The following is a 15,252-nucleotide window of genomic DNA, read 5'->3' on the forward strand; positions in this document are numbered from 1 at the left end:
ACCAAACAATGACAAAAAACCAGTCCCTCTATATCTTATCCTCTTTTCTTCTCGGCTGGGCGACGAAGCCAATAGCGATTAGGGGGCTGAATACGAATGCGGTGAGTAATCTGGCTAACGTATTGATATTGAAACGCAGCATAAAGTCTGGATATCTATTCAGGTTTTCAATGAAATCGATGTACAAGTTTGCCAGTGGTACTAGCTGGTCGCGAGGCACACGTTCCAGTGTGTCAGCGGCATCGAAAAGATAAACTGGGCCGCTTATGTAGCTGACCACGGGTAATCCCTCACGGCTGAGTGGGCCGGCATCGGTAGGAACGCCAAGCGGGGTTACTGTGGGAAACAGAAGGGTGCCATAAAGTCCGTAGCGCTGGAGCAATACGGCATAAAGGCTGATAGCCACGGGGTTCTCCTTAAAAAACACGCCCCTTGCCTCTACATAATTGCTATAAGGCCAGTTGTCGGCGATGTGCTCGATGCACATATAAAAGAGGCTATCTGAGAGCATTCCCTCCTTGTGCCGCTCGATAAAATCATCACTGGATGGTTCTCCAACAAAATGGGAGCCGGTGAACAAGAAAACCATCGTCCGGTGGCGCTCTTCCGGTGGGACTTGGGCGTAGTAGCGGGCAAGAGCCAGAACCATGCCCACTCCGGAGCTGTCCTCTACACCGCTGGGCCAGGGAGAGTCGAAATGGGAAGAGATGATGAAGTTTCTGTCGCTTTTGCCCGGTAGAACAGTGTAGATATTGATCGCTTCTCCACCACCTCTGGATATGGTTGCATCGAGGACTAGATTGATTTCCAATGGTCCTTCCTGCAGCCTCTTTTTAAGTATTTCACCATCTTCTTCTCGGATATACAGGCTGGGCACTGAGCGGATTTGGCCGTCATAGGGAGCGTAATAGGTAAGCGGTCCCATATTGGGATAATCTTCCAGTATGTAAACCGCGCCTACGGCACCGGCTTGTTCAAGTCTTGGGTAGATATTGAAAGAATGGAGTATCCAGCCAATGGGGTATGGATGGCTGTTGCCAGCAGCGAGATTGTCAGGGTCATAAGCCATGTAGGAGAATAGCTTCAGTTCGTTCCAGCCGATATTTATGGGCGGCAAAGATATCAGTGCCATCTTTTCTTTGACATCAACAGCCTGAAAGTCTGCTTCCGTACCCTGGCCCAAGTAGACAAGCTGGGCAGTGATACCTTCAGGTGGTGTCTGACCGCTGTAGGGCCAGAAGTAACATTCCATTTCAGTTGGATTGTCTCCATTAGGCTCTATAACCAGTTGCCATTTCCTCTCTTCCCAATAGTCGAATGTTGTGCTCTCTATAGTGACCGGGGGGGCTGAGCTTTTGAGCCAGGCAGTCAAATCAGCAGCGGCGTCTTGATATGACGCCGAACCCGGTCGCCGTGGGCCAAAATCGTAGACATCCTTTATATGTCCATATATTTCATCTTCGGAGGGTTGAGCAACGCCTTCAACGAAATTGCCTGTGGTAGGTTTGGAGATGGCATAAATTGATAGAGGTATTGCGACCAGCAAGAACACCAGAACGATTGTTGAGACTACAAAGGCGGGCTTAGTGTTAACGTTACTTGTCATCCGCCCGTAGGTTTCACTTTTGAGGCGGTAGCCGAAAATGTACAGGGCTAATCCGCCGAGGAGAAAAACGATGATCCCTGACAACAGTCCCCAGCCAGAAAAATAAGCCACATAGCCGACCGGATGTCTTACCAGGAGCCCTCCGGCAAATTTAGCCGGTAGCGATAAGAGCGACAGAAGCGGTGAAACTGTGGTCAGGGATTCCAAGGCTAGCTGCAATAGAAACCAAGTGCCCACTCCCATCCAGGCTCTGCCCAGAAATGTCAGCCAGTTAGCCTCATTGCGGTACAGGAGATAAGCCAGGAGCAGCAAGGCTATCGGTGGGAGCAGGCCATACCATATATTTAAGAGAGCCTGCGCATAGCTTGATGTGTTACCTAATACTGCCAATAGTGCCGGAATAAGGGAGAAAAATAAGGAGAGTAGCAAGAAGGCCAGGAACTGGAGAAGCAGCCGCTTTAGATGGTTAACCAACCTTTACTACCCCCTTGGCTGAGAAACCGTACCAGATTGAGGCCTATTGTAAACCTTTCTGTTAAACTTGTCATCATGTCTCACAATGCAAAAACAGTTTGAGAAAAGAGGGACAGGTCTTTACAGGTTGAGATATTTTGTATTTGAATTTGCTTGAGATTTGGAATCTGGTATTTCCGAAGAACTATTTGACATGTGCACTGGAAGCTAGTGGAGATAGCGAGTATAATGAAATTCGGGCAGCGTGCGGCAATATTTATTCCTTTTTAAGGAGGTGGGAGATGAAGGGCACTGAAAAGACAAAGGGGCAGCTAATAAAAGAACTGGACTCCTTGCGTCAACGGGTTGCTGAGCTGGAGGCAATGGAAGCCGAACATGAACGCGCAGGGCAGGAGTTGAAGCTGCGAGACCAGATTTTAGAGAAAAGCATCCAGATTTTAGAAAGCGCTATCGACCCCGTCTTTCTTCATGATGTTGAGGGTAATCTCATTTACGTTAATGAAGCAGCAGCTAAGTCGCATGGCTACACTATAGAAGAATTAATGAAAATTAATCTTTATAAGCTGGAGACCCCTGAGTCTTCAGAACTGGTCGAGCCACGCATTAAGAAAATTCTGGAACAGGGGTCAGACCTTTTTGAAGTAAGGCATTATTGTAAAGATGGCTCAGTGGTGCCATTTGAGATGCATACTAGAACTATTGAAGTAGATGGGAACACCTTCTTTTTCACTGCTGCGCGTGATATCAGCGAGCGCAAGCGAGTTGAGGAGACGTTGCGAGATAGAGAAGAGAGATACAGGTATCTCTTTGAACATAGCCAGGTCGCTAATGCCTTAGTCGGATTAGATGGAAAAATCATTGATGCCAATGAGTCAGCTGCGGCACTCTATGGATATGACAAGAGTGAGGTAATCGGTAAAGATTTGCTGGAATTTATCTCCCCGGAGAGTAAGGCAAAGGTAGCGGAGGCCTTTGCTCAAGGTTTACAGCATACCCCTGCTGAATCTGTGGATGTTGATGTCATTGCCAAAGGGGACATCCGAACCTTTTTCTACCCGGGAGGTTACCATTTGGTATTTGAAGGCGGTAAGGAGATAGGATTTTTAATTAGTGCAGTCGATGTGACCGAGCGCAAGAAGGCAGAGGAAGCCTTAAGACATTCGGAGGAGAGATATCGGACTATACTTGAGGAGATGGAGGATGGTTACTTTGAAGTTGACCTTGCTGGCAACTTCATTTTTGTTAATGATGCACTATGTCGCCAGCTAGGGTATTCCAGGGAAGAGCTGATAGGTATGAACTACCGAGCTATCATCGCTAGTGATGATGTCAAGAACGTTTATAGAGCTTTTAATCAGATCTACAGGGAAGGTCAGCCAATTAGAGATTTCAATTTTAAAACCGTTCGAAAAGATGACAGTATTGGGCATGGCGAGCTCGCAGTTTTCCCCTTACGAGACGAAAAGGGCGAGATAATCGGCTTTAGGGGAGTCGGCCGTGATATCGCTGAACGCCTGCAGATGGAGGACGCTTTAAGGCGGTCAGAGGAGAGATATAGGACTGTTTTAGAGGAAATGGAAGAGGCTTACTATGAGATGGACCTTGCCGGCAACTTCACGTTCTTCAGTGATGCACTGTGTCACCATTTAGGCTATTCCAGAGAAGAGCTAATGGGGATGAACTACCGGGTTTTCACACCCCCTGAGAATATCAAAAAAGTGTTTGAGACCTATAACAATGTGTATCGTACAGGTGAGTCGATTAAAATGTTTCCTATGGAACGGATTAGAAAGGACGGAACGCGAAAACTTGCCGAAGCCTCGGTCTTTCCTTTACGAAATGACAAGGGCGAAATAATTGGCTTTCGGGGAGTCGGCCGTGATGTCACCGAGCGCCTGCAGATGATTGAAGCTTTAAGGCGGTCGGAAGAGCGATACCGTACGATGCTTGACGAAATGAAAGAGGCCTACTATGAGGTGGACCTTGCCGGCAACTTCACTTTCTTTAGCGATGCACTGTGTCAGCAGTTAGGCTATTCCAGGGAAGAGCTAACGGGGATGAGCTACAAGGCTTACACGCCATCTGAGAATACCAAAAAGGTGTTTGAGGCCTACAATAAGGTGTATCGCACTGGTGAGCCACTCAAATTGTTTCATTCGGAACAGATTAGAAAGGACGGAACGCGAATACTCACCGAGGACGCGGTCTTCCCTCTGCGAGATGAAAACGGCGGAATCATCGGATTTCGGGGGGTCAGCCGCGACATCACCGAGCGTAAGCTAGCTGAGGAGGCATTGCAGGAGTCTGAAGAGAAATTCCGAACCCTGGCAGAAGAGTCACCAAACATGATTTTCATTAACAAGATGGGGCCAGTAGTTTATGCCAATATGAAATGTGAAGAAGTCATGGGTTACACGAGGGAAGAGTTGTGCTCTCACGATTTCGACTTCATAACACTGATTGCGCCCGAATTTAGGGAACAGGTGAGGGTAGCTTTCGAGCGTCATAAGAAAGGATTCGAGTCCGAACAACTAGAATATACGCTTCTCACTAAAGATGGAAGACGAGTCAACTCGATACTGGCTACAAAGCTGATCACATACGGTGGAGGGCACGCTATTCTGGGGATGATAACTGACATCACCGAGCGCAAGAAGGCAGAACAAGAACTAAGGCAACTGGAGCAGAGGGCTCAGTTCTCCAGTCGCTTGGCTTCTGTTGGTGAGTTGGCATCAGGTGTCGCCCACGAGATAAATAACCCTCTCACCGCAGTGATTGGTTATGCCCACTTGCTATTAGATAGAAAAGATATCCCTGAGGATATAAGGCGAGATGTGGAAGTTATTAATGAAGGCGCTCAGCGGGTAGCCGGAATTATCAGAAAAATGCTTATCTTCGCCCGTCAGACCAAGCCGGAACGGACATATGTTGATGTTAACGAAATCATAAACACCACGCTTGACCTGCGAGCTTATTCTTTGCAGAACAATAATGTAAAGGTTGTCCTCCAGCTTGACCCTGATTTGCCCATGACTGTCGCTGACCCCGGTCAACTCCAGCAGGTGTTTCTCAATTTAATTATGAATGCCGAAACAGAGGTCAAATTAGCCCACGGTGGCGGCAAGCTGGCAATTAAGACAGAGGAGATGGATAACAACATAAGAGTGTCTTTTAAAGACAATGGTCTGGGGATAGCCAAGGAAAATCTTGAGAAGATATTTAACCCCTTCTTCACCACTAGAAAGGTAGGTCAAGGGACAGGGCTTGGCTTGAGCGTCTGTCATGGCATAGTAAACGAACATAAAGGCAGGATATGGGCTGAAAGCCACCTAGGCAAAGGCGCTACCTTAATTGTGGAATTGCCCATAGTTACTGAGCACAAGCAGTTGGAGATGCCTGAGCCTGTCATCGAAGAGCCTCATAAGGTGCTCAAGGCTAAGATACTGGTGGTAGATGATGAGGCGGTGATAAGACAGTTCGTAAGCCAGATGCTGATGGATGAAGGGCATGAGGTGGAAGCTTTAGATAGCGCTGAAGATGCGTTGGAACAGGTTAAGAGTAAGGAGTACCAGGTCATCATGCTGGATATCAAGATGCCGGGCATGAATGGCATTGAGTTGTACAGGCATTTTCAAAAGATATCACTGGCTTTGGCTGAGAGGGTAGTTTTTATAACCGGCGATGTTATGGGAGCGAGCACCATGGCCTTTCTTTCCAAGACCAAAGCGCCTTATATTATCAAGCCGTTTGATGCCAAGCAGTTGAAGATAGAGGTAAACCGCATATTAGTCAGGGGGTGACTTGCTGAAACTCATCCTAACCCGGCGTCTCTCTTCAAGCGAGAGAATTTTGGCTCTATTTGTGCTGCCTTTCCTGCTTTAGCTTGTCAAGCCAGGCTGTTGATTTGAGCTGCCTTTCCAGAAGGTATTTGAGATATTCCCGCATCAGTTGTTCCAGCTCCGTGGCTAGCTCTGGATTTATTTTTACTCGCCTAGCAGTGGCAAAGTCGCAATTCTGCCACAGGCGCAGCACCTTTAAGGCATTTAGGGATAGTGGGCGCGCCACTGGCTCGTGAAAACCGCAATCGTGGCAGAGGACACCACCTTGGCTGGGACTGAAGAAATTGGTCTCCGGCTTCAAAGGTAAATTGCATTCTGTACATTGCTGTAGCTGGGGACGATAGCCGAGATGGTCGAGAAGGTGAAGTTCAAAATAGCGTAGAATAGGCTCGCAATCGTTGGACTGGGACAACTGTTGTAGGGCTTCCAACATCAGGTCAAAGAGGCGGCGGTCTTCGATGCGCTCGCCGGTAAAGGAGTCAACCAGTTCTGCGATGTAGAGACCGCATGAAATACGTTCTAAATCATCCTTTATGGCCAAAAAGTTATTGATGGTCTGGGCTTGAGTGATGATGTCGAGGTTGCGGCCCCGAGCCAGCATCAGGTGGCTGTGAGTGAGAAGCTCTACGTGGCCGCCCAGCTTGCTTTGGGGACGGCGTGTCCCTTTGGCTACTGCTTTCAGTTTGCCCAGTTCAGGTGTATAAAGGGTAAGTATTCTATCGGCTTCGCCCAGCTTAATTCGCTTGATGATAATAGCTTCTGTTTGGTAAACGCGGGGTGCCGTCATAATCTACGTTGGTTACATTTCTTGCCTGCCTTCTAAGGCACGGCTAAGGGTGACATCATCAGCATATTCCAGGTCACCACCGTAGGGTAAACCGCGAGCCAGCCGGGTGACTCGAATACCAAGCGGGGCAATCAGGCGCTGGAGGTACATGGCGGTGGCTTCTCCTTCTATGTTGGGATTGGTTGCCAGTATCACCTCTGTCACCAGGCCGGCGTTGAGGCGTGATAACAGCTCATTAACTTTCAGCTCATCAGGACCTATCCCGTCGGTCGGGGCGATGACGCCGTGAAGCACATGGTAAAGTCCTTTGTATTTTCTGGTGCGTTCCAGGGGAAGGATATCTATAGGCTCTTCGACGATGCAGATTTTGGTACGGTCGCGTTCTTCATCGCGGCAGATAGTGCAGGGGTCGGAATCGGTGATATTGAGACAAATGGAACACAAAACCATTTTTTCTTTTAGGTTTTTGATAGCGTCAGCTAAGGCACCAACTTCATTTGCAGGTGCTCGGAGCAGATAATAGGTCAGCCGCTGGGCACTTTTGGGCCCTATACCTGGCAGCTTGTTGAGTTCTTCTATTAATCTGGCTATGGGTTCGGCAGCGGGCATTAAATCAGTGCTCAAAAGTCTTGCCTCCTTAGAACAGCCCCGGAATCTTGAGTCCACCGGTTATACTGCTCAGGTGGCTGGCAGCGAGCTCCTGGGATTTTTGAATAGCTTCATTCACTGCTGCCACGACCAGGTCCTCGAGCATCTCAGCATCTTCAGCGTTTATAACTGCTGGCGATATACTCACTGAGCGAATTCTTTGCTGGCCATCAACCACTATCTTGATGGCTCCGCCTCCTGAGCTTACTTCAGCAGTCATATCAGCTAGCTCTTGCTGAGCCTTGGCTAGCTTAGCCTGTAATTCCTGTGCCTGGCGTAAAACAAACTTGTTCATTCCTCCTCCGTTCTGGGCTTCCTGCCAACAACTTTAGCTCCATAGCTTTCTTTAGCAGTTTTCACTAGAGGGCTCTCTGTTTCCATTTTGACTTTCCCGCTGGGGTTAGTAAGAACGCAACGCACCTGATAGGAACGTCCGAAGACCTCTCGTAGCTTCTTTTCCACCAGATGCCTATACTTGGGGTCTTCGATATATTTCTTGTGAAATTCGTGATAAAAACCTAATATTAAAGTGTTATCTTCAATAGCTAGAGGTTCGCAAGCGCTACGTAAAAAGGCATCCAGGTTGCCTTTCGAGCCCTCACCGCGCATGGCATTAACAAAATCTTTCCAGCGGTCGCGCAGTTGGTCGATTTCTGGAGAAGACATCGCCTCCGGAGTTCCCTTGGTTCCGCTTGGTTCCGCTTCAATTTCAGTGCTTTCTGCTGGCGTCGGAGCTTTAGCCTTTGGAGCCGACCTGGTTGATTTGGTTGGTCGGCTAGCCACCGTGGCCAGCTTTTCTGACTCAGACTGTTTAGGTTTGACCAACTGCTTGTCTCCGGCCACAGACAATATGCAGTCAACGAGGGCCAATTCTAAGGGTAGAGGGGAATAGTTATCCAGGCGAAGGTCTATCTCACCGAAGCGCTTGACTGCTGTCAGCAGGTAATCCAGGCTGGCGTTTGCTGCCAGCTCTTTAATTTCAATTAAGTCGTCGCTGGTAACATCAATCACTTCTTCTGAGCCAGACTTAACCAGAAGCATCTCTCGGAGATAATCCACCAGTTCACGATTAAATTGGCGGAGGTCAAGTCCGTCACTGGTGATGCTGTTAATGGTCTTAAGACCGGCAGTGATATCTTTATTGACGATATTTTTGGCTAACTCTCCAATACGCAGGTCTCCACTAATGCCTAGCATCTCTTGTACCTGGTGCAGCTCGATCTCATGCCCATAGTAGGTAACCAGTTGCTCCAGTAGATTTTCGGCGTCGCGGAGGCTGCCGGTAGTTACTTTGGCAATAAGCCTTAAGGCTTCGGGCACAATATGCACATCCTCTTTTTCGCAGACAAGATTGAGCTTGGAGATAACTGATGATTGGGAGAGACGGTGGAAATCAAACCGCTGACATCGTGATAGGATGGTTGGCAGGACTTTGTGAGGTTCCGTAGTTGCCAGAATGAATATAGCGTGGGGAGGTGGCTCCTCCAGGGTCTTAAGGAAGGCATTGGACGCTTCTTTAGTTATCATGTGGACTTCGTCTATAATGTAGACCTTGTAGCGAGCCAGATTTGGAGAATAATTGACTTTTTCTCTCAGGTCACGAATTTCATCAATGCCCCTGTTGCTAGCTGCGTCTATTTCTATGATATCAGGAGCGCTACCTTCGTTAATTGCCTTACACAATGCGCAGCCATTGCACGGCTCGCCCTCCTCGGGGTTTAGGCAGTTTATTGCCTTAGCCAGGATGCGTCCAGTGCTAGTCTTACCGGTGCCTCGTGGACCACAGAAAAGATAGGCATGGGCTACTCGCCCGCTAGCTACAGCGTGACGCAGTGTTTGGGTAACATGCTCTTGTCCTACTACTTGAGACAAGGTCTGGGGGCGCCATTTGCGGTAGAAAACTTGGGAAGTCATGCTGCCCTTATTATACTCTATGTGTGCTGATTCCTAAAGAGTTTGGTTAATAATTTTTGAACTCATCTCTCTTAATTCCCCTCTCCTTTCAAGGAAAGGGGGGATATGATGCAAAGGAACCGTGCATTGCTTTTGTAGCTATGTTATAATTGTGCCTTATAGACGCATACAAAAGGAGTGTAAATTTGGACAAAGAGAAGAAGGGAGCTGTCATCTCAGACTTTAAAATTCACGATGGTGATACCGGCTCTGCTGAGGTTCAGGTGGCAGTGCTTACGGAGAGGATAAACCAACTGGCTGAGCATTTGAAAGTGCATCCTCATGACCAGCACACCCGTCGTGGTCTTCTAAAGTTGATAGGACAACGAAGGCGCTTGCTCGCTTATGTTTCCAAGAGCGATGTCAAACGTTACCGCAGTCTTATCACCAGGTTAGGTTTGAGGAAATAAGTTACCAGGTATTTTGGGTGGATTATGTTTGAGTCTGACAAATGTGAAATTGGGGGCAGGTTGCTAACTATTGAGACAGGCAAGTTAGCCACGCAAGCTGACAGCGCTGTTACTGTTCGCTACGGTGATACCGTGGTATTGGTCACTGTCTGTGTTACTGATGAGCCCCGCGGAAATGGTGATTTCGTCCATCTGACTATAGATTATGAGGAAAGGCATTATGCTGTTGGCAAGATTCCCGGGAGCTTCATAAGACGAGAGGGACGCCCCAGTCAAGAGGCAACCCTAGCCGGACGACTAACCGATCGCAGTCTACGTCCACTTTTTGACAAGAATTTGCATAACGATGTTCAGATTGTGGTTACTGTTCTTTCCACTGACCAGGAAAATGACCCTGATATACTAGCGGTCAGCGGAGCTTCAGCTGCGATGACTCTTTCTTCAATCCCGTTCTATGGTCCGGTAGGTGCGGTGCGTGTCGGCTATCTCGACGGCAACCTTGTGTTAAATCCAACATTGCCTCAGCTGAACGATAGCCTGTTGGACCTTGTTGTTGTCAGCACCAGAGAAGCCATAGTCATGGTGGAAGCAGGAGCCAAGGAAGTTTCTGAGGAGATAGTTCTAGAAGCGATTAAGTTTGGGCACGAGGCGAATCAGGAGATTATAAGATTCCAGGAACGTTTGCGGCAGGTTTATGGCAAGCCTAAGATGGAGATGAAGGCGGATGGTATTGCTCCCGAACTAATAGCTGCTGTCTCTTCTGAGTTTGGAACCAAGTTGACTCAGGCCGTTAGTCATATGGAACGAGCCGAACGCGAAAAGGCAATTGAGGCGGTTAAACAGGAAGCCATCGAGAAGCTAAGGGAGCCATTTCCTGAAGCTGATATTAATGCTGCTCTCGAAGACCAAATTAAAAAGGCAGCTAGAGCGAGCATTTTGGAAAAGAAACAGCACCTTGATGGCCGCCAACCCAAGGAGGTACGTCACATTACTGGTGAAGTCGGTTTCCTGCCGCGTACTCATGGCTCAGGGTTGTTCAGCAGAGGGCTCACTCAGGTATTGACCATAACCACTTTAGGTTCTCTACGTCAAGAGCAATTGATTGATGGCTTGGGATTGGAGGCGACAAAGCGTTTCATGCACCACTATAACTTTCCACCCTTTTCTACTGGTGAGGTAAAGCGCCTTGGGTCGCCAGGACGACGTGAAATAGGACATGGTGCTCTGGCGGAAAGATCTCTGGCCCCGGTGATACCCAGCGAAAACGAGTTTTCTTATACGATACGATTGGTTTCTGAGGTACTTAGCTCTAATGGCAGCACTTCTATGGCGAGTGTCTGCAGCTCAACTCTAGCTTTAATGGATGCTGGTGTGCCCATCAAGGCTCCTGTGGCGGGGATAGCTATGGGGCTAGTTACCAGTGAGGATAACAACTATGTCATCCTTACTGATATTGAGGGCATGGAGGATGCCTACGGTGATATGGACTTCAAGGTGGCCGGTACCAGCCAGGGGATTACGGCTCTCCAATTGGACATCAAGCTTAGAGGCATAAGATATGAGATTTTGGCTGAAGCGATAAAGCAGGCGCGTGAGGCATATAGGGAAATACTTGGTAAGCTGAGGCAGACTATCAGCACCAGCCGGCTTGAACTTAGCCCTTATGCGCCCAGAATGTATAAGATGACTATTGACCCGAGCAAGATCGGTGCCGTGATTGGACCTGGGGGCAAGACCATTCGGTCCATAATTGATGAGGCGAAGGTGACCATAGATGTTGATAACGATGGGACGGTGATTATCGGCTCACCCAGTCAGGAAGCAGCTCAGAAAGCAATCGAAAAAATAGAGAGCCTGACTCGAGATGTGGAAGTTGGCGGTGTTTATACTGGAAAGGTGACTCGTTTGACAAACTTTGGCGCTTTTGTCGAGATTCTGCCTGGAAAAGAAGGATTAGTTCATATCAGTGAGCTGGCTGATTATCACGTGGACAAGGTGGAGGATATTGTGAAGGTAGGCGATGAGATTATGGTTAAAGTTATCGAAATTGACCATCTGGGCAGGGTCAATCTGTCACGACGGGCAGTTTTTTCAGATTTGTCACAAGTTCCAGGAGCTAAAGTTGCGGATTCTACTGCAACAGGTCGTCCTCCCCATAGACCGCAAAGAAACCGCCCTGTTGCTCAGCAGCGGGATAGCCGAGATAGCCGCCGTCGGCGTTACTAAGTGGCGTTAAAAAGCCTTTGCTTTCATGAAAAAGCATTGAGGGGGTGGGAAATGGAACCGATAACAGTGTTGTTGCATGGAGCCTTAGGCAAGATGGGTAGGGAGGCCACGGCTGCGATATGTCGAGACCCTGAACTAGAATTGGTTGGTGGTGTTGACATTAAGGCGACTCAAGAGCATCTGACTTTGCCTGATGGTTTAAAGAAGGTGCCTCTTTCTTCCAATCTGAACTCGCTTCTTGAAATATGCCATCCAAAAGTGCTGCTAGATTTCACCATTGCTGAAGCCGCAATATCGGCGTCTCGTATTGCCCTTAAACGGGGTATTAACGTTGTTATAGGCACATCGGGACTTTCAGACGACAATCTCAAAGAGATTGCCCAACTGTCAAAAGCCAACAAGGTAGGTGCCGTAGTAGCCCCTAACTTTACCATCGGGGCAGCAGTGCTATTAAATGCGGTTAAGGCGGCAGCCAAGTTCTTTGACTACGTTGATATAATTGAAATGCATCATCACGAGAAAGCTGATGCACCATCGGGGACTGCACTGGCTACCGCAAAGGCTATGCTGCAATCGCGAGGCAAGCCCTTCCTTTATTCAAAAACCAAAAAAGAAACACTCAGCGGCACTCGTGGTGGGGAGGTTGACGGCATAACCATCCATAGCGTAAGATTACCTGGATTTGTTGCCAGTCAGGAGGTTGTGTTTGGAGGGCAGGGGCAAACGCTGAGCGTTCGTCATGATACTATAGGGCGGGAGTGTTATATGCCAGGCGTTATTATGGCAATAAAAGAAGTAGTGAATCGACGAGGATTGGTTTACGGATTGGATACCCTGTTGAATTTAAGGGGGAGCGATGAAGGCATATAATGTGGCTATTGTCGGTGCTACCGGGATGGTCGGGCAGGAGTTCATTAAGGTTCTGCAGCAGCGCAATTTTCCCGTGGCATCGGTGAATCTCTATGCCTCCGACCGGTCAGCAGGCAAGAGACTTTATGTCGGTCATAAAGAGCTCGAGGTTAAGGAGACCAGCCCCGAGTCTTTTCATAACATTGATATTGCCCTTTTTTCGGCTGGTTCTGAGATTAGTCGCTATTTTTCACCAATTGCTGCTAAGTCTGGTGCTTTAGTCGTTGACAATAGCGCAGCTTTCAGGATGGAGCCAAAAGTACCTCTGGTTGTAACTGAGATAAACCCTGAAGACATAAGGTTGCACGAAGGGATTATTGCCAATCCGAATTGTTCTACTATTCAAATGGTAGTGGCGCTTTATCCACTGCATAAAGTTAACCCAATAAAACGGATCGTCGTCTCTACATATCAGTCGGTGTCGGGCACTGGCGCAGCAGCCATGGAAGAATTGACTACCCAAGCTAAGTTAGTTTTGGAGGGACAAAATGTCGTTCCTCATGTCTATCCTCACCAAATTGGATTCAATTTACTACCAGAGATAGATGTTTTCTTGGATAATGGCTATACTAAAGAAGAGTGGAAGATGGTGGAAGAGACTCGCAAGATAATGCATGCTCCTGATATAGCCATTTCAGCAACCTGTGTCAGAGTGCCTGTTTTTATTGGGCATAGTGAGGCAGTAAATATCGAATTTACTGACCCTATGAGCCCTGAAGAGGCAAGACATATATTGGCTCAGGCTCCTGGCGTCAAGGTGCTTGATGACCCTAATGTTAGCCTTTATCCACAGCCCTGGCTGGCTGTGGGTTCAGACGATGTTTATGTGGGGCGCATACGGGCTGATGCCTCTCAGCCCAAGGGATTGGTAATGTGGGTTGTGGCTGATAATTTACGTAAAGGTGCTGCCCTCAATGCTGTCCAGATTGCTGAAGAAGCAGCACGGCGGGGCTGGGTTAAGGGTGGGAAATAGACTACATATACGGAGGCCGATGATGAAAAAGTTCGGTCGCTTGCTCACAGCAATGGTTACTCCATTTGATGCTAAAGGTAAAGTTGATTACACACAGGCCAAAAAGCTGGCAAAAGCCCTGCTCGATTCAGGCAGTGATGGACTCGTTGTCTCGGGTACTACCGGGGAATGTCCGACTCTTACGCGTGAGGAAAAGCTACGCCTTTTTGCCGAAGTCAAGTCAGCCGTTGGTAACCGGGGCACAGTCATAGCTGGCACCGGTAATTACAGCACAGCAGAGAGCATAGAGCTGACCAAAGAGGCGGAGAAGGCTGGAGTCGATGGCTGTCTTTTGGTTGTTCCATATTATAATCGTCCTACTCAGGATGGTTTGTACGAGCATTTTAAGGCTATCGCTGGGGTAACAAGTTTACCATGCATCCTCTACAATGTTCCGTCACGCACTGTTACCAGCTTGGCTGCTGAAACCTGCGTCAGGCTTAGCCAGATTGATAATATCGTTGGAGTGAAGGAAGCTAGTGCTAATCTTGAGCAGATAGCCAGGATTATACAAGGAGCTAAGAAGGGTTTCCTGGTTTATAGTGGTAATGATGGTGACACATTTCCCATACTATGTCTGGGTGGCTATGGGGTTATCAGCGTGATTTCGCATTTAGTCGGGCTTCAATTCAAACAGATGGTGGTTGATTATTTTCAGGGCAATATCGAAAAGGCAGCAGCCGTACATCGTAATTTGTTACCTTTGGTTAATGCCATGTTTGTTGTTGCCAATCCGATACCAGTCAAATATGCCTTGAATTACTTAGGCTTTTTCGTAGGTAAGCCCCGCTTGCCACTCACTGAGCCTGACGAGAAATCCAAGGCTGTCATTGAGCAGACTTTGAAGAGCTACAAGATTGACTTGCTAATAGCTGTTAGGGCTTAAGTTTGGATTTGTAGTCACAGCTTCTGCAAGGATTTTTCGAAGTTCTTTACCCGAGGTGGCTTTTTGCCTCTGTTTGGCTCGATGATATGGCCCTCTTCTTTTAAGTGAGCAGCTTGAGCTTGCACACCGCCGGGAAATTTTTCATTCAAGCTACCATCTGCCTTAATCACGCGCCAGTAGGGCGTTACCTTACCCTTTTCGCTTTTAAAGTCCTCTTCTGCTACTTCGGCAACAATGCGAAGGAAAATCCCGGTTGTCATAGGGCAAGAGCAATCGGCGTGCGCATCTTCGGCTAATTTATCCCTGATCTGGGTCACAGTGACAAGTTTCCCTTTCGGGACTTTATTGATTAATGCATCAATATCCAGCGGCTTGGGGATAAGCATTTTGCCGGTGCCAAATCTGTTTTGCATTTTTGGGGGAATATTAACTATTTTACCATGCTCAGGATGTTCTTCTTCTAGCTTCTGTCGCCAGGTTTTACGCGGTTTAGGCATGATCT

At 48.0% G+C, this 15,252-nt stretch carries 12 protein-coding genes; 6 read left to right on the forward strand and 6 right to left on the reverse strand.

The features are described from left to right. Nucleotides 1-28: 28 nt before the first annotated feature. Nucleotides 29-2,080 carry a M28 family peptidase gene (locus tag FJ023_01715; protein ID MBM4446054.1) on the reverse strand — a complete coding sequence of 684 codons (2,052 nt, stop codon included), beginning with the start codon at nucleotides 2,078-2,080 and terminating at the stop codon, nucleotides 29-31. Between the two features lie 281 nt (nucleotides 2,081-2,361). Here FJ023_01715 and FJ023_01720 point away from each other — a divergent pair, with 281 nt between their 5' ends. Then, the gene (locus FJ023_01720; protein ID MBM4446055.1) at nucleotides 2,362-5,880 is read left to right on the forward strand and encodes a PAS domain S-box protein; all 3,519 of its coding nucleotides are present in this window, start codon (nucleotides 2,362-2,364) and stop codon (nucleotides 5,878-5,880) included. A gap of 55 nt (nucleotides 5,881-5,935) precedes the next feature. On the opposite strand, the gene recO is transcribed toward FJ023_01720, so the two are convergent. From recO to dnaX, 4 genes are read right to left on the reverse strand one after another with little or no spacing between them, the layout of a single operon-like run. Beyond that, nucleotides 5,936-6,706, reverse strand: a complete 771-nt coding sequence (recO, locus tag FJ023_01725; GenBank protein ID MBM4446056.1) for a DNA repair protein RecO — start codon at nucleotides 6,704-6,706, stop codon at nucleotides 5,936-5,938. A gap of 12 nt (nucleotides 6,707-6,718) precedes the next feature. After that, nucleotides 6,719-7,315 carry a recombination protein RecR gene (recR, locus tag FJ023_01730; protein ID MBM4446057.1) on the reverse strand — a complete coding sequence of 199 codons (597 nt, stop codon included), beginning with the start codon at nucleotides 7,313-7,315 and terminating at the stop codon, nucleotides 6,719-6,721. Nucleotides 7,316-7,343: 28 nt separating this feature from the next. Beyond that, nucleotides 7,344-7,649: a YbaB/EbfC family nucleoid-associated protein gene (locus tag FJ023_01735; GenBank protein MBM4446058.1), complete on the reverse strand. Its 306-nt coding sequence runs from the start codon at nucleotides 7,647-7,649 to the stop codon at nucleotides 7,344-7,346. Then, nucleotides 7,646-9,268 (reverse strand): DNA polymerase III subunit gamma/tau, encoded by a 1,623-nt coding sequence (dnaX, locus tag FJ023_01740; GenBank protein ID MBM4446059.1) that lies wholly within the window; start codon nucleotides 9,266-9,268, stop codon nucleotides 7,646-7,648. Before dnaX ends, FJ023_01735 begins: the two co-directional genes overlap by 4 nt. A gap of 158 nt (nucleotides 9,269-9,426) precedes the next feature. Here dnaX and rpsO point away from each other — a divergent pair, with 158 nt between their 5' ends. The 5 genes from rpsO to dapA are packed head-to-tail and all read left to right on the forward strand — an operon-like array spanning nucleotide 9,427 to nucleotide 14,750. Beyond that, nucleotides 9,427-9,717 (forward strand): 30S ribosomal protein S15, encoded by a 291-nt coding sequence (rpsO, locus tag FJ023_01745; GenBank protein ID MBM4446060.1) that lies wholly within the window; start codon nucleotides 9,427-9,429, stop codon nucleotides 9,715-9,717. A gap of 24 nt (nucleotides 9,718-9,741) precedes the next feature. After that, entirely contained in the window at nucleotides 9,742-11,943 is a 2,202-nt protein-coding gene (locus FJ023_01750; protein MBM4446061.1) for a polyribonucleotide nucleotidyltransferase, read from the forward strand. A 51-nt stretch (nucleotides 11,944-11,994) separates the two neighbouring features. Continuing rightward, the gene (locus FJ023_01755) at nucleotides 11,995-12,813 is read left to right on the forward strand and encodes a 4-hydroxy-tetrahydrodipicolinate reductase (GenBank protein ID MBM4446062.1); all 819 of its coding nucleotides are present in this window, start codon (nucleotides 11,995-11,997) and stop codon (nucleotides 12,811-12,813) included. After that, nucleotides 12,800-13,825, forward strand: a complete 1,026-nt coding sequence (locus tag FJ023_01760; protein ID MBM4446063.1) for an aspartate-semialdehyde dehydrogenase — start codon at nucleotides 12,800-12,802, stop codon at nucleotides 13,823-13,825. The genes FJ023_01755 and FJ023_01760 overlap by 14 nt, the downstream gene beginning before the upstream one ends. 22 nt (nucleotides 13,826-13,847) lie before the next feature. Continuing rightward, complete coding sequence (dapA, locus tag FJ023_01765; protein MBM4446064.1) at nucleotides 13,848-14,750, forward strand: 4-hydroxy-tetrahydrodipicolinate synthase; 903 nt, start codon at nucleotides 13,848-13,850, stop codon at nucleotides 14,748-14,750. Nucleotides 14,751-14,764: 14 nt separating this feature from the next. Here the strand turns inward: dapA and FJ023_01770 are convergent, their stop codons facing one another. Next, the gene (locus tag FJ023_01770) at nucleotides 14,765-15,247 is read right to left on the reverse strand and encodes an MGMT family protein (GenBank protein ID MBM4446065.1); all 483 of its coding nucleotides are present in this window, start codon (nucleotides 15,245-15,247) and stop codon (nucleotides 14,765-14,767) included. Between the last annotated feature and the right edge of the window lie 5 nt (nucleotides 15,248-15,252).

It is taken from the genome of Chloroflexota bacterium (assembly GCA_016875875.1).
Taxonomy (GTDB): domain Bacteria; phylum Chloroflexota; class Dehalococcoidia; order GIF9; family UBA5629; genus 9FT-COMBO-48-23.